The organism is Actinotalea solisilvae, assembly GCF_016464425.1.
Taxonomy (GTDB): Bacteria; Actinomycetota; Actinomycetes; order Actinomycetales; family Cellulomonadaceae; genus Actinotalea; species Actinotalea solisilvae.
This window is the reverse complement of the sequence record NZ_JADDKQ010000007.1, coordinates 96,755-122,532: the sequence shown is the minus strand read 5'-3', so window position 1 is coordinate 122,532 and position 25,778 is coordinate 96,755. Positions and strand designations below refer to the sequence as shown.

Below are 25,778 nucleotides of genomic sequence, written 5' to 3'. Positions count from 1 at the left end.
TGGTGCGCGGCTACTGCGCCGCGCGGGCGCGCAGCTCGGCGCGGACGTCGGCGCCGTCGGTCGCGCGCGCGAACGCCGCGACCGCCTCGCGCGCCTCGTCGGAGAGCCGCTGCGGGACGACGACCTGCACGCTCACGAGCAGGTCGCCCGCGCCCTGCGGCGTGGGCACGCCGCGTCCGCGGACGCGCAGCGTGCGGCCGGACGGCGTCCCGGCGGGCACGCGCACGCGCACCGGCGCGCCGTCGAGCGTCGGGACCTCGACGTCGGCGCCCAGGACCGCCTCGTCGAACGTGACGGGGACCGTGACGCGCAGGTCCTTGCCGTCGAGCGCGAAGACCGGGTGCGGCTCCACGTGCACGGCGATGATGAGGTCGCCCGGCTGCCCGCCGGGCTCGGCCGCGCGGCCCTTGCCCCGCAGGCGGATCTTCTGACCGTTCTTCACGCCCGCGGGGATGCGCGCGGTGACCCGCCGCCCGTCCACCGTGAGGGTGACCGTCGAACCCGCGACGGCCTGACGGAAGGGCAGGGTGGTCTGCGCCTCGATGTCGATGCTCGCGGCGGGGCCGCGGCCGAATCCGCCCGCGGCGCCGCCGCCGAACAGCCCGCCGAGCAGGTCGTCCAGACCCGGGCCGGCGCCGCCGGGGGCCGTCGTGTAGCGCACGCGCTGGCCGCCGGACCCACCCGCGCCGCCGCCGAAGAGGCCGCCGAAGACGTCCTCGAACCCGGCCGCACCGCCGGCGCCCGCGCCCCCGCGGCCGGGCGCCTGGAAGCGCGCCCCGCCCCCGGCCATGGCGCGGATCGCGTCGTACTGGCGCCGCTGCTCCGGGTCGGACAGCACGGCGTACGCCTCGCCGACGTCCTTGAAGCGGGCCTCGGCGGACGCGTCGTCGGGGTTGTGGTCGGGGTGGAGGGTGCGCGCCAGCTTGCGGTACGCCTTCTTGATCGCCGCCGCGTCCGCGTTCTTGGGGACGCCGAGCGTCGCGTAGAAGTCCTTCTCGAACCAGTCCTGGCCGGTCATCGCACCCTCCTCCCTGATCGTCCCGGTCTGCCGCTGCTCCCGGTCAGGCGCCCGGCTCCGCGACGGCGACGCGCGCCGCGCGGACGACCCGGTCGCCGACCCGGTGACCCGGCTGGAGCACCTGGACGACGGTCGGCTCGGTGACGTCGTCGGAGTGCGCGTGCATGAGCGCCTCGTGGACGGTCGGGTCGAACGCCTCGCCCGTCGCGCCGAACCGCTCCCAGCCGAAGCGGCCGAGCGTCGTCTCGAGCTTCTCGGCGATGGACGCGAACGGCCCGTCGGCGAGCTCGCCGTGCTGGCGGGCCAGCTCGACGTCGTCGAGCACGCCGAGGAGCGCCTCGATCATGGCCACGACCGTCTGGTCGCGGGCGACGAGGCGGTCGCGGTCGACGCGCTTGCGGTAGTTGACGTACTCCGCCTGGAGGCGCTGCAGGTCGGCCAGCCGCTCCGCGGCGAGCGCCTCGGCGCCCGAGGGGTCACCCGCCACGGCGTCGTCGGTCTGCGCGGGGGCGTCGTCGGCGGGCGCCGCGTGACGGCCGGCGTGGCCCGGCTCCTCGGCCGGCGCGGCCGGGGCCTCGCGGACCGCGCCCGTCTCCGGGTCGATGCGGCGCTTGTCGGTGAACCGCGGGCGGTCGGGCTCGTCGCCCGACCCGCCCGGGGCCTGGTGCTGGTCGGTCACTTCTTCTCGTCCTCGTCCACGATCTCCGCGTCGACGACGTCCTCGTCCTGCGGCGCGCCCTCGGGCGCGTCGGCGGCCGGGCCGGCCGTCGGCGAGCCGTCCGCGGCGGCGTCGGACTGGTAGATCGCCTCGCCGATCTTCTGGCTCACGGCGGTCAGCGCGGCCTGCTTGGCCTTGATCGCCTCGACGTCGTCGCCGGCGAGCGCGGTGCGCAGCTCGGTGATCGCCTCGGTGACCTGCGTCTTGACGTCGTCCGGCACCTTGTCGCCGTTGTCGGCGAGCACCTTCTCCGTCGAGTACGCGAACGACTCGGCCTGGTTGCGGACCTCGGCCTCCTCGCGGCGCTTCTTGTCCTCGGCGGCGTGCTCCTCGGCCTCGCGCACCATGCGCTCGATGTCCTCCTTGGGGAGGGCCGAGCCGCCGGTGATCGTCATCTTCTGCTCCTTGCCCGTGCCGCGGTCCTTGGCGGACACGTGCACGATGCCGTTCGCGTCGATGTCGAAGGTGACCTCGATCTGCGGCACGCCGCGCGGGGCGGGCGCGATGCCGGTGAGCTCGAAGGTGCCGAGCGGCTTGTTGTCCCGCGCGAACTCGCGCTCGCCCTGGAACACCTGGATGAGCACGGACGGCTGGTTGTCGTCGGCCGTGGAGAAGATCTCGCTGCGCTTGGTCGGGATGGCCGTGTTGCGCTCGATGAGCTTGGTCATCACGCCGCCCTTGGTCTCGATGCCGAGGCTCAGCGGGGTGACGTCGATGAGCAGCACGTCCTTGCGCTCACCCTTGATGACGCCGGCCTGCAGCGCGGCGCCGACGGCGACGACCTCGTCCGGGTTGACGCCCTTGTTGGGCTCCTTGCCCCCGGTGAGCTCGCGCACGACGTCGGCCACGGCGGGCATGCGGGTCGAGCCGCCGACCATGACGACGTGGTCGATGTCCGCGACCGTGATGCCGGCGTCGGAGATGACCTGCTTGAACGGCGCCTTGGTGCGCTCGATGAGGTCCGCCGTCATCTGCTGGAACTGCGCGCGCGTGAGCTTGGAGTCCAGGTGGATGGGGCCGTTCTCGCTCATCGAGAGGTACTGCATCGAGATGTTGGTGCTCGTCGCGGACGAGAGCTCCTTCTTGGCCTGCTCGGCCGCCTCGCGCAGACGCTGCAGGGCGATCTTGTCCTTGGACAGGTCGACGCCCGCGGTGTTCTTCACCTCGGTGATGAGGTGCTCGACGATCCGGTTGTCCCAGTCGTCGCCACCGAGGCGGTTGTCGCCGTGCGTCGCGCGGACCTGGATGGTCGAGAACTCGTCCTCGTCCTTGCCGACCTCGAGGAGGGACACGTCGAACGTGCCGCCGCCGAGGTCGAAGACGAGGATGAGCTCGTCCTCCTTGCCCTTCTCCAGGCCGTACGCGAGCGCGGCCGCCGTCGGCTCGTTGACGATGCGGAGCACGTTGAGGCCCGCGATCTGGCCGGCGTCCTTCGTGGCCTGGCGCTCGGCGTCGTTGAAGTAGGCGGGGACGGTGATGACGGCGTCGGTCACCGGCTCGCCCAGGTACTCCTCGGCGTCGCGCTTGAGCTTTCCGAGCACGCGCGCGGAGATCTCCTGCGCGTTGTACTTCTTGTCGTCGATCGCGACGCTCCAGTCCGTGCCCATGTGGCGCTTGACGGAGCTGATGGTGCGGTCGACGTTCGTGACCGCCTGACGCTTCGCGACCTCGCCGACGAGGACCTCGCCGGTCTTGGAGAAGGCGACCACGGACGGCGTCGTGCGCGAGCCCTCCGCGTTCGCGATGACCGTCGGCTCGCCGCCCTCGAGGACGGAGACGACGGAGTTGGTGGTGCCGAGGTCGATCCCGACCGCTCGTGCCATGGGAGATGCCTTCCTTCGCGTGTTGAGCCTGCTGCGCTCAAGTCTGCGCGCGGCGAGGTGCTCGCGCAACTCCGGACCGCCGAACTTGAGCCCACCCGACTCAACCTCGGCCGGGCCGCGGGTGTTCCCGCCTCGACGGGTCGGGGCGCGGCGCCGCTGTCGGCGCGCCGCTCAGCAGCTCGCGGGGATCGCGACCTCCGAGCTGACGAACGGTCGGGGGTGGAGGTCGAGGAGGACCTCCCGCGTGAGGCCCAGCGCCGTCACGTCGAGCGGGAGAGCGCCGGGCCCGTAGCCGATGCCGTCGCCGTGGGTCCCGTGGCAGTCGACGCCGAGCACGAGCCTGACGCCGACCGACTCCCCGGGCGCGAGGTCCACGCGCGCCTCGCCCGGGGCGTCCGCCGGGGGCTGAGGTTCGTCCCCCCACCACACGAGGTCGACCGCCAGCGTGGCCTGGGGCCTCACAGCCGACACGGCGATCCTCGCGGGGACGGGCCCGTCGTTCTGCAGCCTGTACACGGCGACCGCGGCGCCCGGCTCAGGATCCTCGGCCACGAAGGTGTCCGCCGAGAACCCCGTCAGCGAGCTCCCCGTGAGCTGCAGGTCGACACGGGAGCGCAGGCCGAGCCAGCCGGCGATCGCGACGGTCAGCGCCAGCACCACGAGAGCGGCGACGACGGCGCGCCGCGGCAGGCGACGGGGCGCGGCGCGCCGAGGGGACGGGAGGACGTCGACGTCGGTTGCCATGCAGCGCCCTCCGGTGGGCTCGCTCGAGCGTGACGCGCGAGGCGCGTCCTCGCGTGCGTCGCTCCCCGAACCTAGGGCCTCGCCGAGGACCGTGGGGGTCGTTCGCGCGTGCGCGTCACCGCAGGTGGATGCGCAGGTCCTGGAGCACCTGCTCGAAGACGTAGGCGTTCTCGGCCGGGGCCGGGATCCGGGCCGGAGGCACGACGCCCGGCGCGGGGCGCACCCCGGCGGGCGCCTGCGGCCCGATCGACCGCCCCGCGGTGCCTCGCTGGAAGGCGCCCGCGCTGCGCGCGGCGTTGTTCACGGCACCCGCGGCCACGCCCGTGCCGAGGATCGAGATGTTGGCCTCGAACACCTGCCGGAGGATCCCGTCGTAGATCCCGCGCAGCTCGTCGCGCGCGGTGTCGAGGTCCCGCGGGTCCTCGCGGTCGGGTCGCACCAGGCTCCACATGTCCTGGTTGGTCGTCGTCAGCGTCGACTGCACCAGCCGGGTCTGCCACCCCGACAGGCCACGCCGCCGCGCGAGGTCCTCGTAGTACTGCGGGTCGGTGGGGAACTCCCGGTAGAACTGGTACTCGCGGCCGAGCGCGGTGGTCTTCACGTACACCACGACGTTGCTGGAGAAGCCGCGGAGGTAGGGGGCCCGGTACAGGTCGCGGTAGACGCCGTCGCGCAGGGTCCCGTTCTGCACGGCGTCCCGCAGCTCGGCCGGCATCCAGGACGGCGCCTGCCAGGGTCGGTAGAACACGTCGATCTTGATCCCGTTCGGGAGGACGATCTGCCGGGCGCCCGCCGTCGCGCGCGGGTCGGCGGGCTGGGCCTCCGCGGCGGAACGCGCGCCCTTGTCCCTGGGCTTCTCCTGCGCCGTCCGCTTCTCCTTCTCCTTCTCCTTCTCCTTGTCCTCGTCGTCCTTGGTGCGGATCTCCTTGTAGAAGATCAGCCCCGGCACGCACCAGCGGACCTCGAAGTACCGCGACTGCCAGACGACGAGCGGCAGCGGCGGGTCGATCGCGGACGGCGGCAGCCGCAGGAACGCCGTGGCCGTGAGCCGGCGCTTGAGCGCGTCGTTCGCGTTCGCCTTGTCGACGTAGTTGTCGACCTGCGCCTCACCATGGGCCAGCCCCTCGAGGTTCGCCGGCTTGATCTCGATGAAGCCGACGACGCTCTGCGACTCCCTCGTCCGGTACGCGAGGTCGACCGTCCCGGACCCGCCCGCCATCACCCGGTTGCGCGACGTGTACTGCTCGTACGACGCGTCGGGGAGCCCGACCGGGACCCGTTCGCCGTAGCCGGCGTCACGGAACCACCGGACGAGCTGCTCACGGATCACCCGATGGACCTGGGTGCCCTTGCCCTTGTCGCTCCGCTCGGGCCGCGTGAGGAGGAAGTCCCAGCACACGGTGCCCAGGCGCCGGGCGGGGGCCGCCGGCGCGGCCACCGGGTCAGTCCGTGTCGACGACGACGCCGACGCCCTCGGTGACGACGATGTTCTTGTCGATGTCGGGGTCGTCGTCCTTGCCGCCGAAGAGCCGGCGCGCGAGCCGCAGGTTCTCCAGCTCCTGGTGCCGCACGTCGGCCTGGACCTTCTTCACGTCGAGGGCGCGGTGGATGAGCTTGAAGTCCTCCAGCAGAGGGTGCGTCCCCACCAGCGCGTCGACGTACAGCGAGGTGGTCGGCACGACGACGAGGTCGGAGCCCGTCCGCGGGGACGCGGCCTTCTCGACGAGGGCGGCCCGGATCCGGTCGACGAGCTCGTCGAAGCGGTCCGGGTCGCGCTCGTGCAGGGCGGCGGCGATCTCGGCGAGCTCCTCCGCGGTGAGCTGGGCGAACTCGTCCGGGTCCCGCAGCACGAGGTCGTCGCCGACCTCCAGGTAGTCCTCCATCATCCGCAGGGTCAGGTACGTGTTCTGCCGCAGCGGGAAGATCGTGTAGTTGCCCTTGTACCCGAGCACCTCGTCGAGGTCGGCGACGTCGGCGAGCTTGCGGGTCACCACCTGCGTCTCGGGCAGGGGCAGGTCCACGGCGCCGATCTCGCGTCCGAGGAGGTCGTCGGCGAGGCTCCCCGCGTCCCGCCTGACCTCGACCGTCACGCCGTCGGACGCGAGCTCGACCATCGGCACGTCGATGTCGTAGAGGCGGAAGTACCGCTGGTCGGGCGGCTCGTGGCTCCAGACGGCCTGCATGTAGTACAGGACGTTCTCCTTGACGTGGACCCGCAGCCGGTCGACGGCCGCGACGTTGTCGTAGTGCTCGCGCACCGCCGTGGAGAGCTTGTCGATCGCGACCTGCAGCGCGCTGACGGCGAGGGTGAACTGGTCGAGCAGCCGGGCCCGCTCCCGGTCGGCACGGTCGCGCGCCTCCTTCGCGTAGTCGACCATGAGCTCGGCCGCGTCCACCGCACCGGTGTCCGAGGTGCCGGCGATCCCGAGCGGGTCGAAGATGCCCTTGACGATGTCGATGAACCCCTGCTGCTGCTCCGACGAGCCCAGCTGCTGGACGGCCGAGAGCACCTCCCGCTCGCTCGCGGACAGCACGCCACGCTGCGCGCGTACCTGCTCGCCGATCGACTCGACCACCTTCTTCTGGCCCTCGGCGTTCGCCTGCAGGATCGAGATGTTCACCTCGGCCCCCACGAAGCTCTTCGTCAGGTAGTCGAGGGCGGGACGGAACGAGTCGTCCAGGATCGCGCGGCGGAGCACCCAGTCGTGCGCGACCAGCCACGAGTCGTCGATCGCGTCCGGGGCCGGCACGTCGTTCGCGACGAGCACCACCGGGGTCAGGGCGTGCAGCCGCTCGCTCAGCCGGTAGGTCCGCTGCAGCTCGTAGAAGACGTAGGTGACCGTCAGCTCGTCGTTCGGGTTCTGGATCTCCTGGTAGGTGGTCTCCTCGTACTCCGAGGCCGACGTGGTGTCGATCTCCGTGCGGTGCTGCTGCCGGTACTCCTGGGCGCTCTTGCGCACGCTCTCGTGGAACGCCCGCTTGGTGTTCTGCGACTCCTTCTCCTGCGACCCGCCGACGACCTGCTCGGCGGTGACCTTCATCGTCTCGTCGCTGCCGAAGCTCTCGTTCGCGGTGAGCCTGAAGTTCGTCTTCTTGCTGGCCTTGTCCACGATCTCCGACTCGACCCGCCCGGTGTCCGAGGTGTCGGTGCGCTGGGTGCGGAGGTTCTCGTCGACCTCCTTCTGGGCCCGGGTGCGCTTGTCCACCCGGCGGGTGGTGTAGCGCCGGACCTCCTTCGGGGCCAGCGGGATCGTCGACACGAGGTCACCGACCTGGTAGCTCTGCGACTCCCAGGTCTGCCGGTAGGTGGTGAGGACCCCGAAGTTCACCGAGTCGGTGGCGAACACGTCGAACGCGTACGGCTGCTTGAGCATGGCGTCGAGGTCGCGCAGGAGGTGCTCGAGGCGGGATCGTCCCGTCCCGGCCGCGGGTGCGTCGGAGGTCGGCATCTCAGGAGTCCTTCTCCCAGCGGAAGATCGCGCGCATCCGGTCCGGCATGCGGTCCGGCAGGCCGGCGAGGAGGTAGTAGCCGGTGTGGACGCCGAAACCGAGTCCTGGTGCAGCCTTCTGGAACTCGATGACCCCGTTCTGCAGCTGCGGCGTATAGAGCGGCAGCCGGTTGTAGCTGTCCGCCTGCCACACGCCCGTGTCGCGGGGGTCGTTCGAGATGCGGAAGGTCGAGACGACGTTCCCGCGGGTGTCGAACTCCCGGAACTCGAGTCCCTTCCACCACCACGCCTGGGGGCCGTTCTCGATCACGAACTCGACGGTCCCCGGCTCGACCGCCTCGGGCTCGAAGCGCAGGGTGATGACGTCCCCGCCGACGGGCAGCGGTCCGGGGAACGAGTCCCAGGTGAGCTGCTGCTTGCCGGCGAAGAGGTTCCCGATCGCCTCGATGATCGCGCCGCCGGGGTTGAGGATCGCGTCGACCAGCGGGTCGCCCGTGGGGCCGCCGAGCAGGACCTCCTTGGCGACGTCGACGGCGCTCGTGGTCTGGCTGACGGGGGTGCTCGTCGTGGTCGGCGGCCGCACCTCGCTGGGAGTGGCGTCGACGGTGATCTGCGCGAGGTCGCGGACCTCCTCCATGAGGCGCTTGAGGTCGTCGAGCGTGTCGATCGACTGGGCCTGGGAGTCGAGGCCGGCGAAGGTCCTGAGCTTGACCGCCTCCTCGTAGAGCTGCCGTCCGACGGCCTCGAGCTGCCCGTCGAAGATCTCCGTCCAGACGCCCTGGAACGCGATCCGGAGGTGGGTGAAGTCGTGATAGCTGGTGACGTCGGCCGGGCCGGAGCGCAGCTCGAACGTGCTCACGCCCTCGCGCACCGACCCCTGGTCGGGCCGGGACGGCACCTCGAAGGCTGGGGCGGTCTCCGGCGTGCGGATCGCCGCGAGCAGCTCCTCGAGCTTCGCGGCCACCTCGGCGAACCCGTTCACCGGCGGCCCCGGCGGCCCCGGCGGACCGGCGGGTCGTCCTGCGCCGTCGTCCCGCGGAGGCGCTGCCGGCTGCGGCGCGCCGTCGGTGATCGCCGCGATGAGCTCGTCGGCGCGCGCCGCTGCGCGTGACACCGCGACCGGGTCCGCGGGCGGCAGGGGCTCGGCGCCGCGCACGATCTCGAGGATGGCGTCGAGCGCGATGCGGCCGGCGCGCTCGTCGTCCGCGTCGGTGGTGTCGAGGAGAGCGCGCAGGCGAGGGGTGAGGTGCAGGCGCAGCCGGCCGGCGCTCGGTGCGTCGCGCCGCTCCTGGAGCGTGTCGTCGATCTGCTGGGTGAGGAGCCCGATGAGGTCGTCGCCGGGTGCGAGGTAGGTGAGCGCTTCCCGGTCCGCGGCGGAGACCCGGCTCGGGTAGAAGCCCGAGAACGCGGTCGCCGCCTCCTGGCGCAGCTGCAGGGACTGCGAGGTGGCGTCGACCAGCCGGTCCCGCAGGGCCGAGCGGACGACGTCCTCGCTGTCGAAGAGCTGGTGGACCGCGGCGCGGTACCGCGCTGCAGGTTCAGCCGTCGGTGGCCCGGGCGCCGCTCCGCCCTCGTCGGCGTCTCCTGCGACCTCGTCGTCCCACGTGCCCTCGCCCATGTCGCGCCCCCCGCGCCGGGATCCGGACCTTCAGGCTAGGAGCGGACATCTCGCTCGGACAAGGGGCGCGTCCCGCCGGATCTCACCGGCCGCACCCCCACCGCCCGGACGTGAGGCCGACCCACCGGTCAGAGCAGCTCGACGCCGTCCGCCTGCGGTCCCCGGTCGCTCTGGCGGACCGAGAACCGGACCCGGTCGCCCTCCTGGAGCGCCTCGTCGCCCCGCACGACCGAGACGTGCACGAACAGGTCCGCGCCGCCCGAGTCCGGGGTGATGAAGCCGAAGCCGCGGTCCGCGTCGTAGCGCGCGACCACACCCTCGCCGCCGCGCACCGGACGGTCCGAGCGCGCCGGACGGTCCGACCGGGCCGGGCGGTCCGACCAGGCCGGACGGTCCGACCGGGCCGGGCGCTCCGACCTGTCCGGGCGGTCCGACCGGCCGCGGGCCGACGCCGCGGGCGCGCCCCGGCGGCGCGCGCCGCCGACCAGCTGCACGTCGCGGGCCTGGGGCCCCCGGTCGCCCTCGGCCACCTCGAAGGTGACCCGGTCGCCCTCGGACAGCTCGGTCAGCCCGCCGGTCAGCGACCGCGCGTGGACGAAGACGTCCGGACCGCCGTCGTCCTGCGCCACGAAACCGAAGCCCTTGCCGGCGTCGTACCAGGTCACGGTGCCGTCACCGCCGTCGGGCCCGGCGGCGGCGGGCCCCGTGGCCTCGGCGCCGAGCGGCAGGAGGTGGTCCGCCTGCGGCCCCTTCTCGCCGTCGACGACGAGGAACGCGACCCGCTGCCCCTCCGCGATGACGCCGCCGCCCACGATCGCCGAGCTGTGCACGAAGATCTCCGCGCCGCCGCCGTCGGGCACCAGGAAGCCGTAGCCCTTGGTCGGCTCGTACCAGCTCACGGTGCCGAGCACGCCGAGCGCGCCGCCCGCGGCCGGTCCGCCCGTGACGCGGACGCGACGCGCCTGGGGGCCGCGGTCGCCCTCGCCCACCTCGAACTCGACCGTCTGCCCCTCGCGGAGCACGCGCGGGCCGTCGTCGCCGACGATCTCGGACGCGTGCACGAAGACGTCCTCGGCGCCGTCCCCGAGGTCGAGGAAGCCGAACCCCCGCTCGGCGTCGAACCAGCGGACAGTTCCTTCAGGCACGGTGTGACTCCTCGTCGGTGTGCGGATCGCTGGCACCAGTGTCCCTGACCGGGAGGCGCACGGCCCACGCGGTCCCGCGGGCGCCGGACGCCTCACCCGGCGGACGGCGGCTCCGGCGCGAGCGCCGCGTGCGCGAGCCAGCGCGCGACGCCGACGAACGTGCTCTCGTCGACGGGCTCGCTCGCCCGCGCGCCGGCGATGCGCTCGAAGAGCACGCCGTCGACCGCCGCGACCAGCCAGTCGGCGCGCTGCCGCGGGTCCCGGACGCCGAGGTCCGCGAGCACGTCCGCGATCGCGGCGCGGACGGCGACGCCGCCGTCGTGCAGGGCGCGCGCGAGCTCCGGCCGCCGCAGCGCCTCGAGGAAGAGCTCGTAGCGGCCGAGCTGGCGCGCGCGGTCCGCCGTGGCCCAGCGGTGCAGCACCGCCGCGAGCACCGCCGCGAGACCCTCCTCGTCGCCCGCAACGAGGCCCGGGGCCAGTGCGGCGATCTCGGCCTCGTCCTGGCGCACGAGGTCCTCCAGGCACGCGTCCAGGAGCGCCGCGCGCGTGCGGTGGTAGTACGACGTCGACCCGGGCGGCAGGCCCGCGGCCTGGTCCACCGCGCGGTGCGTGAGGCCGCGCGCTCCCGAGGCCGCGAGCACCTCGAGCGCGTGCCGGGCGATGAGGCGGCGGCGGTCGGGCTCCACGTCGGCGACTCTACCGCCGTAGAGTTGTGCTCCCATCCTCTACGTCCGTAGAGTCGCGGCATGACGCCGTCCCGACCCGCCCGCACCCGGTCCGTCGCCGTCGTGGGCGGGGGCATCGCCGGGCTCGCGACCGCCCTCGCGCTCGGCCGCGACGGGTGGTCCGTGACCGTCCACGAGCGGGCACCGGGGCTCACGGCCCTCGGCGCCGGGCTCGTGCTCGGACCCAACGCGGTGCGCGCGCTCGACGCCCTCGGGCTACGCGCGGCCGTCCGCGAGCGCGCGTTCGCGCTGACCGGGTCCGCGGTGCTCCGCCCGGACGGCCGCGCGCTCTCGCGGCTCGCCGCCTCCCGCCTCGCCGAGCGGCACGGCGCCCCCGTGCTCGCGGTCGAGCGCTCCGCGCTGCACGCCCTGCTCGCGGACGCCGTCGGTCCGGGCGTCGTCCGGTGCGGCTCGGACATCGCGGACGCGACCTCCCTCGCCGGGGACCACGACCTCGTGGTGGCCGCCGACGGCATCCGGTCGCGGACGCGCGCGACCGCGTGGCCCGACGCCGCGGCGCCGTCGTACGCGGGGTACACGGCGTGGCGCGCGGTCGTGCACACGGACACCGGGCTCACCGAGGCGTCGGAGACCTGGGGGCACCGCGAGCGCTTCGGCGTCGTCCCGGTGGGCGACGACGCGGTCTACGTCTTCGCGACGGCGACCGTCCCGGCCGGTCGGCACGCGCACGACGGCGCCACCGAGCTGGCCGAGCTGCGACGCCGCTTCGGTGCGTGGCACGCCCCGCTCCCCGCGCTCCTGGACGCGGTCGACCCGACGACGGTCCTGCGGCACGACGTCGACGCGCTCCCCCGGGTCCCGGCGTCGTTCCACCGCGGCAGGACGGTGCTCGTCGGCGACGCCGCGCACGCGATGGAGCCCAACCTCGGCCAGGGCGCGGGTCTCGCGCTCGAGGACGCCGTCGTGCTCGCGCACGTGCTCGCCGACGGCGGCCGCGTGGAGGACGCGCTCGCGCGCTTCACCGCGCTGCGGCGGCCGCGCGCGTCGTCGCTCGTCGCGCTCTCGGCGCGGCTGGGCCGGCTGACCCAGGGCGGCGGCCGCGCCACCGGCGCCGCTCGCGACGCCGTGGTGCGGCTCACGCCCGCGGGCCTCGCCCTGCGCGGCTCGGACCGTGTCATGGGCTGGCGGCCACCGCGCGGAGCCGCCGCCGAGGCGCGCGTCGGGGCCTGAGCCGGAGCGGCCGACCGCGTCGGACCCTCAGCCGGGAGGGTCGACCGGGTCGCCGGCTCGCCGTCGTCAGCGGCCCACGTCGACGACGCCGTTCTGGTACGCCCACACGACCGCCTGGAGCCGCGACCTCACGTTGAGCTTGGGCATCATCCGCGCCAGGTGGGACTTCACCGTCGACACCTCGAGGACCAGCTCGCGCGCGATCTCCTCGTTCGACATGCCCTGCGCGAGCAGCAGGAGGATGTCGAGCTCGCGCGGCGTGAGGAGCTCGCTCGCGCGGGCCGCGGTCACCGGCTGCGTCCGGCGCCGGCTGACGAGCTCCCGCAGCACGCGCCGCGTGAGCGCGTTGGCGAGCGTCCCCTGGCCCGCGGCCACCGAGCGGACCGCGTCGACGAGCGCCGCCGGCTCCGCGTCCTTGAGCAGGAAGCCCGACGCGCCCGCCTCGAGCGCGCCGAACAGGTACTCGTCGACGTCGAACGTCGTCAGGACGAGCACCGGGATCGGGTTGGGCACGTCGGGGCCGCACAGCGCGCGCGTCGCCGTGATGCCGTCGGTGCCGGGCATGCGGATGTCCATGCAGACGACGTCGGGCCGCAGGGAGCGGGCGAGCTCGACCGCCGTCGTGCCGTCGGCGGCCTGCCCGACCACCTCGACGCCCGGCTCGGTCCCGAGCATCGTCGACAGGCCCGCGCGCACGAGCGGCTGGTCGTCGGCGACGAGCACGCGCACGGGCGGGGGGCTCACGTCGGTCATCGGGTCTCCCTCGCGCTCGGGTCGCTGGGCCGGGCGACGGGGACCGCGAGCGCGACCCGCCATCCGCCGTCCTCCGTGGGGCCGTACCCGAGCGTCGCGCCGGTGAGCTCGGCGCGCTCGCGCATCCCGACGAGCCCGTACCCCGGGGCGGCGGACCGCGTGGGCGCGGCCCCGCGCGCGGGCACGCCGTTGCGCACGACGACGTCGACGCGGCTGCCGTCGCGCGCGTCGACGGTGACGGCGCACCGCGCGCCCGGCGCGTGCCGGGCCGCGTTCGCGAGCGCCTCCTGGACCACCCGGTACGCCGCGAGCTGGGCGAGCGGTCCGACCGCGCCCGAGGCCGCGAGCTCCGCCACCGGGCCGGACGTCTCGAGCGTGACGTCCTGCCCCGCCGCCCGGGCGCGGGCGACCAGCTCGGCGACGCCGGCGAGCGTCTCGACCCGGACGGTCGCCCGGTCGTCCTCGTGCTCGTCGGCCTCGCGCAGCAGCACCACGAGGTTGCGCAGGTCCCGCAGCATGGCCGTGCTCTGCTCCCGGACCTGCGCCACGGCCAGCTGGGCACCGGCCGGGTCGACGTCGATCTGCCGGCCGATCGCCGCGGTCATCACCGCGATGCCCGAGAGGTGGTGCGCGGCGATGTCGTGCAGCTCGCGCGCCATGGCCGTCCGCTCGCGCTCGACGGCGACCTGGACGAGCGCGTCGCGCGCGCGCTCCTGCGCCTCGACGCTCTCCGCCAGCGCGGCGACGGCGTCGCGCCGCGCGGCCACCACGGACGCCAGGAGCGCGGGGAGCCCGACGCCGCCCGCGCCCTGCAGGAGCCCGGCGCCGAGCGCGAGCCACCCGCCGCCGCCCAGCCGCAGCTCGGTCGCGGCCACCCCGACCGCGACGAGCGCGGCCGCGCCGACCAGCGACGCGGCGAGCGCTCGGGGCGGCCGGGCGACCACCGCCGTCGCGGTCGCGACCACCACCGCCACGAGCCCGACGCCGATCGCGTCGCCCAGGACGGCGAGCGCGGGGACGCCCGTGGCCACCGCGAGCAGGGCGGCGCGCGGGCGCGTGCGCAGCAGCGCGAGGACCGCCGCCTGCGCGAGGAGGACGGCGAGCGCCCACCACCAGGCGACGTCGTCCGTCCCGGGGACGCCGCGCACGCCCGGCTCGGACGCCGCGACGGCCGACGAGGCGGCCAGGAGCGCGACCGAGAGCAGCCCGCAGGCCGCCGGGACGACCCAGGTCGCCCGGCGGCCGCGGTGAGCGAGGCGCTCGATCATCGGCGTCACGATAGACGCGCCACCTCGGGCACGTACCCGAGACGTCCGCGGCTGCCGACGAGCGTGATCACGGCCGCGACGGTCGCGCCGAGCAGCAGCGAGTGCTGGAACGTGTCGACGTCCATGGCGGGGAACGTCTCGGCCCAGGCGACCGACGCGACGTTGTTGATGCTCACGTGGAGCAGCATCGCCATCGGCAGGCTCTGCCCGGTCCGGTTGAACACCCAGGTCATGACGACGTTGAACGCGATGCAGAACGCGATGAACTCGAGCGGGCGGTACCACGAGACGTCCGGCCGGCCGCCCCACTCGGTGAGGTAGAGCGGCAGGTGCCACACGCCCCACAGGGCGCCGATGACGACGGCGGCGCCGGGTGCGCCGAGGACTCGCTGGACGCGGGGCAGGGCGAAGTCGCGCCAGCCCGGCTCCTCCGCGAGCCCGGTCGTGACCATCTGCACGAGCAGCCCGGGGACGAGGGCGAGGAGCACCGCCGCGGGCGGTACCTGCACGTCGCCGCCCGAGAACACGAGCGCGCTGAGCACCATCGCCGCGGGGACGCCCGCGAGGATGCCGACGTACCAGTGCCACCCGACCTTCCACCGCCACAGCCGGCGCGCCCACGCCCGGACGCCCGCGCGGCCGTCCGCGATCGCGGTGACGGCGAGCGCCGAGCCGATCGGGCCGAGGTAGGCGCCCGGGAGCATGCCGAGCAGCTGGCCGCCGATCGAGCCGCCCGGGAACCAGAAGTCCCAGACACCGAGGCCGTGGTTGGACAGGATGTACGGCAGCCAGGCGAGCCAGCTGGCGGCGTTGGCGAGCACGAAGAACGACAGGATCGGGCGGCGCCGGACGACGTCGAGCACGCCCCCCTGCCGCGGGGGCGCCGGAGCGGTGAGGACGCTCATCGTGGTTCCTTCCGTCGGTGTGGTCTGACGTCACCCGACGCTAGGAACGCGCCCCACCCGGTCGCGCCGGGCGAAGGGTGGGACCGCGGAGGTTGCATCGAAGGATGGAGGCGCCCGGGCCCGGGACGGGGCGAGCACCCCGACGGGATGTGCGGCGCATGTGACAGATGGGGCGGATGACCCCTCGTCCCGCGCCCGCTGTGCCCCTTGCGTCACTTCTGCACCGTGCGCCGCACATCTCGACACCCGACGATCCCGCCCGCTGCACGCCGGCGAGCCGGTCGCAGCGAAGGGTCGACCGCCGGCGCACCGGGCGCGTGTGCCAGCATGCGCACCGACGAGAGGAGAGCCGTGCTCGACGACGCCTTCGACCCGGCGGACGACCCCATGACCCTCCTGCGCGACCGCCTGCACGCCGTCGGCCTGGCTGACGTGGTCGGCGTCGAGCCGGTCTCCGGCGGCCTCGCGGCGGTCGCAGGCGTCGCCCGCCGCTCCGACGGCACCTCGGTGTTCGTCAAGGCGTTCACCGAGGCGCCGTCCGACGACGCGTTCCCGGCCGAGGCCGAGGGCCTGGCCACGCTGCGGGCCCACGGCGTCGCGACACCCGACGTCGTGCTCGCGAGCCCCGAGCTGCTCGTGCTCGAGGTCCTGCGGCCGCGGCCGGCGGACGCGGCGTTCTGGACGCGCCTCGCGCACGACCTCGCCCACCTGCACACGACGACGACGCACGACCGCTTCGGCTGGCACCGCGACGTGTGGCTGGGGCAGCGCCGGCAGGTCAACACGTGGGAGACCGACGGGTTCACGTTCTTCGCCCGGCACCGGCTGCTGCGGTGGCTCGGCGAGCCGCGCGTCGACGCGGCGCTCGACGCGGCCGACCGCGCCGCCCTCGAGCGGCTCTGCGACCGCCTGCCCGAGCTGCTCCCGGACCGCCCCGCGTGCCTGACGCACGGCGACCTGTGGTTCCAGAACGTCCTCGCGACCGACGACGGCCGGCCCGCCCTCATCGACCCCGCCGTCTCCTACACGTGGGCCGAGGTCGACCTCGCCCACCTCTGGACGACCGCGCCGCCGCCCGAGGCGCAGGGGTTCTTCGACCTCTACGCCGAGCTCACCGGCCTCGACGCCGGCTGGCGCGAGCGGATGCCCGTCATCCAGCTGCGCCAGCACCTCGCCGTCGTCGCGCAGCTCGACCACGACTGGGGCGCGGCGGACCACATCCGGGCGACCCTCGCTCCCTTCCGCACCCGCGGCTGACGGGCGCCGCCGGGCGGTCGGGCCGGCGGCCAGGGGGCGCCCGTGAGACGGCCCGCGTGGCTCAGGCCGGCTCGACGGGCAGCCAGAGCTCGACGGTGGCGGTGCTGAGGTCCTCGGCGCGCTCGAGGACCGCGACGACCTCCGGCCCCGGACGCAGGCGCCACGGGTTGGAGGGGAACCACTCCGTCGCCGTCGCGGCCCACACCTGCTGGAGCGTGGACGGGTAGTGCCCCGCGGCGCGGAAGACGGCCCACGCGCCCTCCTCGACCGTCAGGACATCGAGGTCCTCGGGCACCGCGACGCCGTCGGTGACGGCCACGCCGTGCAGGTAGGTGAGCTCCGTGCCCTCGCGGCGGTCCGGGTCGAGGTCCGCGCTCACCGCGAGGAGGCCGCGCGGCTCGCCGTCGCCCAGTGCCTTGAGGCGCGCGTGCTCCTCGGGCGGCAGGGACGCGACGTGCTGCTGGATCGCGGGGTTGACGCCCTCGTGGACGAGTGGGACGCGGGCGGCGTGCCCGGCGAGGCGGAAGGCGGGTCGGGTGACGAGTCGGACGTCCATCGGGTGTGCTCCTTCGACGGTCAGGCGGAACCTGAGGCGTGGTTGGGTCCGGAGGGGGCCGCCGTCGCGCCGGACCTGGCCCGGCGCGGCGCCGTGCACGGACGCGAACGCCCGGCCGAAGGCCTCGGCCGAGCCGTACCCGTGGCGCACCGCGATGCCCAGCAGGTCCTGGCCGCCCGCGACGACGTCGGCCGCCGCGACCGTCATGCGCCGCCGGCGCACGTACTCCGACAGCGGCATCCCGGCCAGCGAGGAGAACATCCGGCGCAGGTGGTGCTCCGTGGTCCCGAGCGTCGCGGCGAGACGCGCGACGTCGAGGTCCTCGGTGAGGCTCTCCTCCACGAGGTCCACGAGCCGGTTGAGCCAGGCGATCACGGCACCCCCTTCCGTCGTCCACCCTGACGTGCCCGAGGGTGGCACGACCCGACCGTGGCGGTCCGGTGCGATCAGGCGGCGTCGGCCGCCTCGCGCGAGCCCGCGGCGCCCGTGCCGGGGCACGCGGGCCTATCGTCGGCGGGTGGGCACCACGACTCCCGACCCGCGCGTCCTGGTCCTCGGCCTGGACCCGTACCGCGTCCCCGGCCCCTGGGACCCCGAGCCGGTCGCGCGCGCGACGGCGGCGGGTCTCGCGCGCTTCGCCGACGCCGGGATCGGCGTGGCGACCTGCCTCGTGGGGCTCGACGGCAGCGACGACGTCGACGCGGTGGTGACCGAGGCGCTGCGGCGTCGACCCTGGCAGGTCGTCGTGATCGGCGGCGGCATCCGGGAGCCGGAGGACCAGCTCGAGCTGTTCGAGCGCGTCGTCAACCTCGTGCACCGCCACGCCCCCGGCGCCGCGATCGCCTTCAACAGCACGCCCGCGGAGACGTACAAGGCCGCCCTGCGTCGGCTCGACGCATGACGCGGTCCCGTCGCACCGCTGCCGGGCTCGAGCGGTACGACGCGCTCCCGCCGGTCGAGTGCAGCGAGCTCCGCGGGCTGTGGCGCGGGTCCGGCGTGCCGACCGGCCACCCGCTCGACGGGGCGCTCGAGAACCTGGGCTGGTTCGGCAAGCGGTTCGACGACGATGACCGCGTGCACCCGCTCGTGTTCCGCGCGCGTCGCGGGCTCGCGAGCGTCCACCCGGGCCTCGTGCCGCTCACCGTCGTGCTCCGGGCGGCGCCCCTGCTGCGCACGGCCGCGGCCGCGGGCGCGTTCGCCGTCGTGCGGCCCTGGGTCACCACGCGCCGGCCGCGCGCGCGGCTGCGCGAGGTCCGGTTCCACGGCGTCACGTCAGCGGCCCTCGTCTACGACGACCTGCCGGTCATCGACGCGTTCCGCCGGGACGACGACGGCTCGGTGATCGGCGCGATGGATGCGCGCGGGATGGCGCGCCCGTTCCTGTTCCGCCTGCACCGCCTCGACGGGCCGGCGCGGGGCTGACCGGACGCCCGTCTCGCCGGGCGTCACGAGGCGAGCGTACGGTCGAGAGGACACCACCGGAGGAGGACCCGTGCACGTCCGTACGCTCGGCCAGGGCCTGCAGGTCTCGGCGATCGGCCTGGGGGCGATGGGCATGTCCCAGAGCTACGGCCCCAACCCCGGCACGCGCGACGACATGATCGGCGTGCTGCGCGGCGCCGTCGAGCGCGGGGTGACCTTCGTCGACACGGCCGAGGTCTACGGCCCGTACGTCAACGAGGAGCTCGTGGGCGAGGCGCTCGCGCCGCTGCGGGACGACGTCGTCGTCGCGACGAAGTTCGGCTGGGACATCGTCGACGGGCGCGCCCGGGGGACCGACTCGCGGCCCGAGCAGATCCGCCGCGTGGCCGACGCGTCCCTCGCCCGCCTGCGCACCGACGTCATCGACCTCTTCTACCAGCACCGCGTCGACCCGGACGTGCCGATCGAGGACGTGGCGGGGACGGTCGGCGAGCTGGTCGCCGCGGGCAAGGTGCGCCACTTCGGGCTCTCCGAGGCGGGCGCCACGACCATCCGGCGCGCGCACGGCGTCCACCCCGTCACGGCGGTCCAGTCCGAGTACTCCCTCTGGACCCGGGACCCCGAGCGCGAGGTGCTCGGCGTGTGCGGCGAGCTGGGCATCGGGTTCGTGCCGTTCAGCCCGCTCGGCAAGGGCTTCCTCACCGGCACGGTGTCGCCGACGACGGAGTTCGCCGCGGGCGACATCCGCACCACGATCCCGCGGTTCACGCCCGAGAACCGCGAGGCCAACGACGCGCTCGTCGCGCACGTGCGCGCTCTGGCGGACGGCAAGGGGGCGACGCCGGGCCAGGTCGCGCTCGCGTGGCTGCTCGCGCAGCGGCCGTGGATCGTCCCCATCCCGGGGACGCGTCGCCTCGAGCGTGTGGAGGAGAACGCCGCCGCCACCGCGCTGCCCCTGTCGTCGGACGAGGTCGCCGACCTCGACGCCCTGGCGACGCGCGTCGGGGTCGTGGGGAACCGGTACGACGACACGGGGATGTCGATGGTCGGGCGCTGACCCGACGCCAGGTGCTGCGCGCGAGGCGCCCCGGGTGCCGCGACACCCTGGATCGCGCTCCACGGCGGGCGTAGTTTGTCGGCATCCAGCGCCCACCGGGTGGCGACGCCGCCTGACCGCGCGCGCTCGGCCGGGGGGTGGTCCCGATGACGTCCGTGGGCGACGGGCCGGCTGCCCCCTCGTCCCCCGTGGGCGAGCCGCACAGGGGCGCCCCGGGGCCGCCGTCCCGCGTCCCGGCCGACCTTCTGGTGCCGCCGGACACGTCGGACGCGCACGAGGCGGCGCTGCGCGCCGCCGTCGAGAACGGCTCCGCGGCGGCGGGCCACGAGCTGGGTCTGGTCCTGACGGCGCGCGGCGACCCGGCCGGGGCGTACGAGGCGTGGACGCGCGCGGCGGAGGACGGGTCCGCCGACGCCGCCTACCTCGTCGCCTGGGCGGACTACCGCCGCGACGGCGACCTCGACGCCTACGTCACGGGCGCCCGCAGCGCCGACGCCGGTGGCTCCCTGTTCGCCGCGGTCGCCCTCGCGGCCCTCGACGAGGCCGCAGCCCCGGGCGAGGGCCCGCTGTGGCGACGCGCCCTCGGTCGCGCCTCGTCGCGCGACGCGGCCGGCTCGGCGGACGCCGCCGTCGTGCTGGCGCAGCTGCACGAGGCGCGCGGCGAGCACGCGGACGCCGTCCGCGCGTGGGAGCGCGCCGAGCGGCGCGGCGCGCCGGCGGCGACGGTCGGGCTTGTCGGGGCGCTCCTCGCCCGGGGCGACGCGCCGGGCGCGGAGGCCGCCGCCCGGCGTGGTGAGGCCGCGGGGGTCCCGGCGGCGAGCGTGCTGCTGGCGGGCCTCCTGCAGCAGCGCCAGGCGTGGAAGGAGTCGCACCGTGCGCTGCTGCGGGCCGTCGAGCGGGGCGGGGAGCTGGGCGACTGGGAGACCGTCACGGCGGTGACCACGGTGCTCGACCCCTTCGCCCGCGTGCGGCTCGCGCGGTACCGAGGGGTGGGGGTCGGGGTCGCGGTCGGACTCGTGCTCCACGGCGGGCTCGCCGGATGGCCGTGGGCGGTCGCGGCGCTCGCGACCCTCGTCGCCGTCGTGCTGGCCGCCAAGCCCGCGCTGCGCGGGATGCCCGTGTGGATCGACGGGGCGGACGACACGGCCGTGTCCCTGCTCGGCGTGAGCCTCTCCGGCCGGCTCGCGATGGTGGAGCCCGGCCCGCGGCGGAGCGACCAGGTCCGGCGGCCGGCGACGGCGCGGGACGTGACGTTCTGGCGCCTCCTCGTCGCCACCGTCGTGGTCGTGGCCCTCGCGACGTGGCCCTGGGCCGCGGGCTGGTGGACCGGCAGCACGCTCGGCCGGGTGGCGCTCGGCGGTGCTGCGGTGGCCCTCGCGCTCGCCGCGGCATGGCGCTGGCTCGAGGACGTCCCCGTCGCGACCGTCCCGCGCAGCGACCGGGGGGAGCCGGGGGTCGAGGTGCTGGTCGGCTTCTCGCCCCTGCCCTTCCTCACGGCCCACGCCCGGCTGGCGGTGACGAACCCCGCCCTCCTCCCGGTCGTCGTCGCCGCGACCCGGGGAGCCGGTGATCGCGCCGGTCCCCGCGGCGTCCTGGCGCGGACCGCGGAGGCAGCGCCCGCAGCGACCGTCGCGGTCACGCTCGCGGTGCTCGCCGTCGCGCCCGACCAGGGACGCGCCGCCGGCACCGTCCTCGCGGTGGCCGTGGCCGTCCTCGAGGTGGTCGTGGTCCTCGCCGGGCTGGTCGCCGCCGCGGGCCGGGCCTACCGCGGGGTGCGTCTGCGCCAGGGCGTGGACCTCGCGGTGGCGCTGGCCTACGTGCTCGCCGTGGCGGCGGTGGTCGCCGTCGCGATGTGGCTCGACCTCGACGCCGGGCTCGTGCGGGCCCTGACCGACCGCGGGTGACGCGGCGATCGACGCGCGCCCCGGGACCAGCCTCGCGAGGGCGGCCCTCGACCCTGCCGCGCCCTTGACGAGGCACTTGTTTTTTGCAAGCGTCGGGTCGTCCGCACGACCCAGGCACAGCGGAGGCGAAGGAGCCCCACCATGACCGCGATGTTCGTCAACCTGCCGGTGACCGACCTCGAGCGCGCGAAGGCCTTCTACGAGGCGCTCGGGTTCCGCATCAACGCGCTGTTCACCGACCACAACGCCGCGTGCGTCGTCGTCGAGGAGGACCACAGCGCGGTCATGCTCCTCACGCGCGAGTACTTCCAGACGTTCTCCGACCGCCCCCTCGGCAACCCCGCCGAGACGGTGTCCGCGGCCCTCGCCGTCTTCGTCGACAGCCGCGAGGCGGTCGACGCCGCCGTCGCCTCCGGACTCACCGCCGGCGGCACGGAGGAGCGCCCGGCCTCGGACTACGGCTTCATGTACCAGCGCCAGCTCACGGACCCGGACGGCAACCTGGTCGAGTTCGGCTGGATGGACCCCGCGGCGTCCGAGAACGGCCCCGAGGCCTTCGCAGCGCAGCAGGCCTGAGCGCCCGTGGCCGCGCGCGAGTACGGGCAGTACTGCGGCATCACCCGCGCTCTCGAGCTCGTGGGTGAGCGCTGGGCCCTGCTCATCGTCCGCGACCTGCTCGTCGGGCCGCGCCGCTACGGCGAGCTCGCCGCGGGGCTCCCCCGCATCCCGAGCAACATCCTGGCGGCGCGGCTCAAGGAGCTGCAGGAGGCGGGCATCCTGCGCCGCGCGCCGCGCTCGCGCGTCATCGTCTACGAGCTGACGCCCTACGGCCGCGAGCTGGAGCCCGTCGTCCTCGCCCTCGGGGCGTGGGGCTTCAAGGCGCTCGTCGAGCCGCGCGAGGACCAGCTCCTCACGGCGGACGCGCTCGCGGTGACGCTGCGCACGGCGTTCCGCCCGCAGGTCGCGGCGGCGTTGCCCCAGACGGCGTACGCCGCGCAGCTCGCCCCCTCCGGGCTGCTCGTGCGCGTGGACGGCCCGACGCTCGACGTCGTGCGCGGCGGGGGCCGCGCCGACGTCGCGTTCGCGGCCGGGCCCGGGATCCAGCAGGTGATCTCCGGCGCCCTGACGCCCGACCGGGCGATCGCGACCGGCGTCGTCGAGGTGCTCGGCGGGGACGGTGCGCTCCTCGACCGCTTCGCCCGCACGTTCCACCTCGCGGCCTGACGCGCGGTGCCGGCCGGACGGGCTCAGAGCGTGAGCAGCACCTTGATCGCGCGTCGCTCGTCCATCGCCCGGTAGCCCTCGGCGGCCTCCTCGATCGGGAGGGTGAGGTCGAAGACCCTGCCGGGGTCGATCTCGCGGTCCCAGATCATGCGGATGAGCTCGGGAAGGAAGCGGCGCACGGGCGCCGGTCCGCCGTGCAGGTGCACGCCCGAGCGGAAGAGGAGGTTGCCGGGCAGCTCCACGCCGTGGGCGACGCCGACGAACCCCACGTGCCCGCCCGCACGCGTCGAGCGGATCGCCTGGAGCATCGACTCCTGGGTGCCGACGGCCTCGATGGTGCTGTGGGCGCCGAGCCCGTCGGTGAGCTCCTTGATCCGTGCGACGCCCGCGTCGCCGCGCTCGGTGACGACGTCGGTCGCACCGAACTCGCGCGCGAGCGCCTGCCGGTCGGCGTGCCGGGACATCGCGATGACCCGCTCGGCTCCGAGCCGCCTCGCCGCCAGCACGCCCAGCAGGCCCACGGCGCCGTCGCCCACGACGGCGACCGTCCTGCCCGGCCCGACCTCGGCGGCGACCGCGGCGAACCAGCCCGTGCCGAGCACGTCCGAGGCTGCGAGCAGCGAGGGGACCAGGTCGTCGTCGGGCATGCCGGGCGTCGCGACGAGCGTCCCGTCGGCGTGCGGGATGCGGGCGTACTCGGCCTGCGCGCCCGGGTCGGCGCCCGGGCCGCGGTGCACGCAGTGCGTCTGGTAGCCCGACGCGCAGATCTCGCACGTGTTGTCCGACGAGAAGAAGGACCCGACGACGAAGTCGCCGACCCCCACCGTCCGCACGGCGGGGCCGACCTCCTCCACGACGCCGACGTACTCGTGGCCCATCTCGCGGGGCCGCGTGACGGCGTCCGCGCCGCGGTAGGGCCACAGGTCCGACCCGCAGATGCAGGTCGCGGTGATCCGCAGGATCGCGTCGGTCGGCTCGACGATCCTCGGCCGCTCGGTCTCGTCGACCCGGACGTCGCCCGGGGCGTGCATGACGACTGCGCGCATGGTGGTGCCTCTCGATCGGTGCTCTGGGTGCGGGCGGGGAGCGAGTCGACCGGCCCACGGGTCAGATCATCAGGGTTCGGCCCGTCCGGCGACCCGAGGGTGGCGCGCCAGGGGCACGGCGGCGGCGCCGGGCCCCGAGCGATCGTAGGGTCGCAGGGTGATCGTCGAGTCGTCGGTGGACGTGCCCGTCCCGCCCGACGTCGCCTTCGCCGTCTCGCAGACGACCGGGGCGACGCGGCTGCGCTGGGACCCGTTCATCCGCCGGCAGCGGTTCCTCGACGGCGCGACGGTCCCCGCCAAGGGGGTGCGGACGCTCACCCACCACCGGACCGGACTGCGGATGGTCAGCGAGTACGTCTCGTACCACCCGCCGACCAACGTCGGCATGACGATGGTCGAAGGCCCGTGGTTCTTCGCCGTCATGGCGGGCGGGTGGCGCTTCACCGCGCTGCCCGACGGCGCCGGCACGCGCGCGGTGTGGCGGTACAGCTTCACGTGCCGGCCCGGGTGGCTCGCGCCGCTCGCCGAGCGCGTCGGGCGCGTCGTCCTCCAGCGCGACGTCGACCGGCGCATCGCCGGGTTCGCGCGCGGCTGCGCCGACCCGGAGGTGCTCGCGGCCGTCGCCGCCTGAGCGAGCGGTCAGGCCTTCCCGGCCTCGATCGTGTCGAGGTCGCGGACCGCGTAGCGGTGGTGCTCCCACTCCTCCTCGAGGATGGTGTGCAGGCACGAGAGGACGCTCTCGGGGTACTCGGGCGCCCACGGGTTGCGGCGCTCGCCCGCGAGGTCCTCGGGCGTCACGGAGGCGAGGTGGTCGCGGACCATCGCGACCCGCTCGGCACGGACCGCCAGCACGTCGTCGTAGGCGGGGACGCCGGGCGCGAACACCGACGGGTCGTTGCCGTCGCTCTCGTACTCGGCGTTGGGCTGGCCGATCGGGTGGTACGGCTGGTCCACCTCGAGCACCGCCCGCCGCAGCCACGTGTCCGTCGCCATGACGAGGTGCCGCAGCGTCTGCGCGAAGGACCACTCGCCGTCGACGGAGACGTCAGGCGTGCCCGGCGGCATGGCCGCGACCCGCGCCGTGGTCGCCTCCCAGGTGCGCTCCACCGCGGCCCAGGCCGACCGCAGGCCCGCCGGGTCGGCGGCGCGGCGCTGGGACCGACCCGGGAAGCGGCGGTCGAGCTCGGCGTCGACGAACGGCGCCACGTCGACGCCGTTGACGAGGAAGGTGGAGCCGGCCTCGACGAGCCACGGCGCGTCGATGTCGGCGCCGGCGACGTCGGCCCCGCGTGCCACGACGCCGGAGAGGTTGGCGCGCACGAACCGCGCCCCGCTGAGGTCGACGTCCTCGAAGCGCGCACCGCGCAGGTCGTCGGAACGGCCGAAGGCTGCCATGTCGTGCTCCTCGTCGAGCGATCGCGTCGGCGCGACGCTAGTCCCGGCCTCCGACATGCGGGAAGGGACCGGACGACGGCGGTGGGCGTCAGGACGCGGCGGCGTCCGGCAGGGCCGTGCGCTGCCCCTGCACGAGGGCCTCGAGCAGAGGTTCGAGCGTCGCGCGCTGCTCGGGCGTCAGGCGGGTCAGGAGCACGCTCCCGCCGGCGACGCCCGCCATGACGCGCTCGCGCACGTCGCGCCCGCGAGCGGTGAGGGACAACAGCTTGATGCGGCGGTCGACGCCCGGCACGCGCTCCACGAGGCCGCGCTGCTCGAGGCCGTCGGCGATCCCCGTGACGTACGAGCGGTCGCACACGAGCCGGTCCGCCAGGTCGCGCATGGGTGTCGGCTCGTCCAGCGCGACGACGGCGCGCGCGAGGTTCGGCGGCAGGTCCAGCTCCCCGACGATCGCCGCGAAGTCGGCCTTGGCGCACTCGGCGGCGCCGATGAGCAGCTGCGCGACCCGTCGCGCCTGGTCGAAGCCCTCGGCAGCGCTGGTCATGCGGTGATCTTAGTCC

The 25,778-nt window shown here is 75.0% G+C and carries 25 protein-coding genes; 9 read left to right on the top strand and 16 right to left on the bottom strand.

The features are described from left to right. Positions 1-10: 10 nt before the first annotated feature. The 9 genes from JIG38_RS07475 to JIG38_RS07435 form a co-directional block, all read right to left on the bottom strand. A complete protein-coding gene (locus JIG38_RS07475; protein ID WP_199423140.1) occupies positions 11-1,018 on the bottom strand; it encodes a DnaJ C-terminal domain-containing protein in 1,008 nt (335 codons plus the stop codon). A gap of 43 nt (positions 1,019-1,061) precedes the next feature. Then, a complete protein-coding gene (gene grpE, locus JIG38_RS07470; RefSeq protein WP_199423139.1) occupies positions 1,062-1,697 on the bottom strand; it encodes a nucleotide exchange factor GrpE in 636 nt (211 codons plus the stop codon). Then, on the bottom strand, positions 1,694-3,559 hold the full coding sequence (gene dnaK / locus JIG38_RS07465) for a molecular chaperone DnaK (RefSeq protein WP_199423138.1): 1,866 nt from the start codon (positions 3,557-3,559) through the stop codon (positions 1,694-1,696). The genes grpE and dnaK overlap by 4 nt, the downstream gene beginning before the upstream one ends. Positions 3,560-3,730: 171 nt before the next feature. Next, a complete protein-coding gene (locus JIG38_RS07460; protein ID WP_199423137.1) occupies positions 3,731-4,303 on the bottom strand; it encodes a hypothetical protein in 573 nt (190 codons plus the stop codon). 115 nt (positions 4,304-4,418) lie between these two features. Next, complete coding sequence (locus tag JIG38_RS07455; protein ID WP_199423136.1) at positions 4,419-5,741, bottom strand: hypothetical protein; 1,323 nt, start codon at positions 5,739-5,741, stop codon at positions 4,419-4,421. Between the two features lie 4 nt (positions 5,742-5,745). Then, positions 5,746-7,752 carry a hypothetical protein gene (locus JIG38_RS07450; RefSeq protein ID WP_199423135.1) on the bottom strand — a complete coding sequence of 669 codons (2,007 nt, stop codon included), beginning with the start codon at positions 7,750-7,752 and terminating at the stop codon, positions 5,746-5,748. 1 nt (position 7,753) lies between these two features. After that, positions 7,754-9,370: a hypothetical protein gene (locus JIG38_RS07445; RefSeq protein ID WP_199423134.1), complete on the bottom strand. Its 1,617-nt coding sequence runs from the start codon at positions 9,368-9,370 to the stop codon at positions 7,754-7,756. Between the two features lie 128 nt (positions 9,371-9,498). Continuing rightward, entirely contained in the window at positions 9,499-10,515 is a 1,017-nt protein-coding gene (locus tag JIG38_RS20965) for a cold-shock protein (RefSeq protein ID WP_199423133.1), read from the bottom strand. Positions 10,516-10,607: 92 nt separating this feature from the next. Next, a complete protein-coding gene (locus JIG38_RS07435) occupies positions 10,608-11,201 on the bottom strand; it encodes a TetR/AcrR family transcriptional regulator (protein ID WP_199423132.1) in 594 nt (197 codons plus the stop codon). A 60-nt stretch (positions 11,202-11,261) separates the two neighbouring features. Here JIG38_RS07435 and JIG38_RS07430 point away from each other — a divergent pair, with 60 nt between their 5' ends. Further along, positions 11,262-12,431 carry an FAD-dependent oxidoreductase gene (locus JIG38_RS07430; protein WP_199423131.1) on the top strand — a complete coding sequence of 390 codons (1,170 nt, stop codon included), beginning with the start codon at positions 11,262-11,264 and terminating at the stop codon, positions 12,429-12,431. 66 nt (positions 12,432-12,497) lie between these two features. Here the strand turns inward: JIG38_RS07430 and JIG38_RS07425 are convergent, their stop codons facing one another. The 3 genes from JIG38_RS07425 to JIG38_RS07415 are packed head-to-tail and all read right to left on the bottom strand — an operon-like array spanning position 12,498 to position 15,357. Further along, positions 12,498-13,184, bottom strand: a complete 687-nt coding sequence (locus JIG38_RS07425) for a response regulator (protein ID WP_199423130.1) — start codon at positions 13,182-13,184, stop codon at positions 12,498-12,500. Next, the gene (locus JIG38_RS07420) at positions 13,181-14,452 is read right to left on the bottom strand and encodes a sensor histidine kinase (RefSeq protein WP_199423129.1); all 1,272 of its coding nucleotides are present in this window, start codon (positions 14,450-14,452) and stop codon (positions 13,181-13,183) included. The genes JIG38_RS07425 and JIG38_RS07420 overlap by 4 nt, the downstream gene beginning before the upstream one ends. A gap of 5 nt (positions 14,453-14,457) precedes the next feature. Beyond that, a complete protein-coding gene (locus JIG38_RS07415; protein ID WP_199423128.1) occupies positions 14,458-15,357 on the bottom strand; it encodes a CPBP family intramembrane glutamic endopeptidase in 900 nt (299 codons plus the stop codon). Positions 15,358-15,684: 327 nt separating this feature from the next. Between JIG38_RS07415 and JIG38_RS07410 the strand changes: the two genes are divergently transcribed. Continuing rightward, positions 15,685-16,614: a fructosamine kinase family protein gene (locus JIG38_RS07410; RefSeq protein ID WP_199423127.1), complete on the top strand. Its 930-nt coding sequence runs from the start codon at positions 15,685-15,687 to the stop codon at positions 16,612-16,614. 61 nt (positions 16,615-16,675) lie between these two features. Here the strand turns inward: JIG38_RS07410 and JIG38_RS07405 are convergent, their stop codons facing one another. Next, on the bottom strand, positions 16,676-17,545 hold the full coding sequence (locus tag JIG38_RS07405; RefSeq protein ID WP_199423126.1) for an AraC family transcriptional regulator: 870 nt from the start codon (positions 17,543-17,545) through the stop codon (positions 16,676-16,678). A 142-nt stretch (positions 17,546-17,687) separates the two neighbouring features. Between JIG38_RS07405 and JIG38_RS07400 the strand changes: the two genes are divergently transcribed. The 6 genes from JIG38_RS07400 (at position 17,688) to JIG38_RS07375 (ending at position 22,777) form a co-directional block, all read left to right on the top strand. Further along, the gene (locus JIG38_RS07400; protein WP_199423125.1) at positions 17,688-18,071 is read left to right on the top strand and encodes a hypothetical protein; all 384 of its coding nucleotides are present in this window, start codon (positions 17,688-17,690) and stop codon (positions 18,069-18,071) included. Beyond that, the gene (locus tag JIG38_RS07395; RefSeq protein ID WP_199423124.1) at positions 18,068-18,592 is read left to right on the top strand and encodes a GXWXG domain-containing protein; all 525 of its coding nucleotides are present in this window, start codon (positions 18,068-18,070) and stop codon (positions 18,590-18,592) included. Before JIG38_RS07400 ends, JIG38_RS07395 begins: the two co-directional genes overlap by 4 nt. A gap of 70 nt (positions 18,593-18,662) precedes the next feature. Further along, entirely contained in the window at positions 18,663-19,649 is a 987-nt protein-coding gene (locus tag JIG38_RS07390; RefSeq protein WP_199423123.1) for an aldo/keto reductase, read from the top strand. A 248-nt stretch (positions 19,650-19,897) separates the two neighbouring features. Continuing rightward, positions 19,898-21,553 carry a tetratricopeptide repeat protein gene (locus tag JIG38_RS07385; protein WP_199423122.1) on the top strand — a complete coding sequence of 552 codons (1,656 nt, stop codon included), beginning with the start codon at positions 19,898-19,900 and terminating at the stop codon, positions 21,551-21,553. A gap of 141 nt (positions 21,554-21,694) precedes the next feature. Then, positions 21,695-22,129 carry a VOC family protein gene (locus tag JIG38_RS07380; RefSeq protein WP_199423121.1) on the top strand — a complete coding sequence of 145 codons (435 nt, stop codon included), beginning with the start codon at positions 21,695-21,697 and terminating at the stop codon, positions 22,127-22,129. A 6-nt stretch (positions 22,130-22,135) separates the two neighbouring features. Continuing rightward, positions 22,136-22,777: a winged helix-turn-helix transcriptional regulator gene (locus tag JIG38_RS07375; protein WP_199423120.1), complete on the top strand. Its 642-nt coding sequence runs from the start codon at positions 22,136-22,138 to the stop codon at positions 22,775-22,777. Positions 22,778-22,800: 23 nt separating this feature from the next. Here the strand turns inward: JIG38_RS07375 and JIG38_RS07370 are convergent, their stop codons facing one another. Then, entirely contained in the window at positions 22,801-23,823 is a 1,023-nt protein-coding gene (locus tag JIG38_RS07370) for a zinc-dependent alcohol dehydrogenase family protein (protein ID WP_199423119.1), read from the bottom strand. 157 nt (positions 23,824-23,980) lie between these two features. Between JIG38_RS07370 and JIG38_RS07365 the strand changes: the two genes are divergently transcribed. Beyond that, entirely contained in the window at positions 23,981-24,454 is a 474-nt protein-coding gene (locus tag JIG38_RS07365; protein ID WP_199423118.1) for a type II toxin-antitoxin system RatA family toxin, read from the top strand. Between the two features lie 8 nt (positions 24,455-24,462). Here JIG38_RS07365 and JIG38_RS07360 read toward each other — a convergent pair whose 3' ends face one another. Next, positions 24,463-25,218, bottom strand: coding sequence for a DinB family protein (locus JIG38_RS07360; protein WP_199423117.1), 756 nt, complete (start codon positions 25,216-25,218; stop codon positions 24,463-24,465). An 88-nt stretch (positions 25,219-25,306) separates the two neighbouring features. Further along, on the bottom strand, positions 25,307-25,762 hold the full coding sequence (locus tag JIG38_RS07355; protein ID WP_199423116.1) for a MarR family winged helix-turn-helix transcriptional regulator: 456 nt from the start codon (positions 25,760-25,762) through the stop codon (positions 25,307-25,309). Positions 25,763-25,778 lie beyond the last annotated feature (16 nt).

What these genes read in the sequence shown, in the direction of transcription:
- JIG38_RS07475 (WP_199423140.1), bottom strand. Translation starts at nt 1,018, where the DNA reads ATGACCGGCCAGGACTGGTTCGAGAAGGACTTCTACGCGACGCTCGGC.
- dnaK (WP_199423138.1), bottom strand. Translation starts at nt 3,559, where the DNA reads ATGGCACGAGCGGTCGGGATCGACCTCGGCACCACCAACTCCGTCGTC.
- JIG38_RS07460 (WP_199423137.1), bottom strand. Translation starts at nt 4,303, where the DNA reads ATGGCAACCGACGTCGACGTCCTCCCGTCCCCTCGGCGCGCCGCGCCC.
- JIG38_RS07450 (WP_199423135.1), bottom strand. Translation starts at nt 7,752, where the DNA reads ATGCCGACCTCCGACGCACCCGCGGCCGGGACGGGACGATCCCGCCTC.
- JIG38_RS07445 (WP_199423134.1), bottom strand. Translation starts at nt 9,370, where the DNA reads ATGGGCGAGGGCACGTGGGACGACGAGGTCGCAGGAGACGCCGACGAG.
- JIG38_RS07430 (WP_199423131.1), top strand. Translation starts at nt 11,262, where the DNA reads ATGACGCCGTCCCGACCCGCCCGCACCCGGTCCGTCGCCGTCGTGGGC.
- JIG38_RS07425 (WP_199423130.1), bottom strand. Translation starts at nt 13,184, where the DNA reads ATGACCGACGTGAGCCCCCCGCCCGTGCGCGTGCTCGTCGCCGACGAC.
- JIG38_RS07420 (WP_199423129.1), bottom strand. Translation starts at nt 14,452, where the DNA reads ATGATCGAGCGCCTCGCTCACCGCGGCCGCCGGGCGACCTGGGTCGTC.
- JIG38_RS07415 (WP_199423128.1), bottom strand. Translation starts at nt 15,357, where the DNA reads ATGAGCGTCCTCACCGCTCCGGCGCCCCCGCGGCAGGGGGGCGTGCTC.
- JIG38_RS07410 (WP_199423127.1), top strand. Translation starts at nt 15,685, where the DNA reads ATGCGCACCGACGAGAGGAGAGCCGTGCTCGACGACGCCTTCGACCCG.
- JIG38_RS07395 (WP_199423124.1), top strand. Translation starts at nt 18,068, where the DNA reads ATGACGCGGTCCCGTCGCACCGCTGCCGGGCTCGAGCGGTACGACGCG.
- JIG38_RS07380 (WP_199423121.1), top strand. Translation starts at nt 21,695, where the DNA reads ATGACCGCGATGTTCGTCAACCTGCCGGTGACCGACCTCGAGCGCGCG.
- JIG38_RS07370 (WP_199423119.1), bottom strand. Translation starts at nt 23,823, where the DNA reads ATGCGCGCAGTCGTCATGCACGCCCCGGGCGACGTCCGGGTCGACGAG.
- JIG38_RS07360 (WP_199423117.1), bottom strand. Translation starts at nt 25,218, where the DNA reads ATGGCAGCCTTCGGCCGTTCCGACGACCTGCGCGGTGCGCGCTTCGAG.
- JIG38_RS07355 (WP_199423116.1), bottom strand. Translation starts at nt 25,762, where the DNA reads ATGACCAGCGCTGCCGAGGGCTTCGACCAGGCGCGACGGGTCGCGCAG.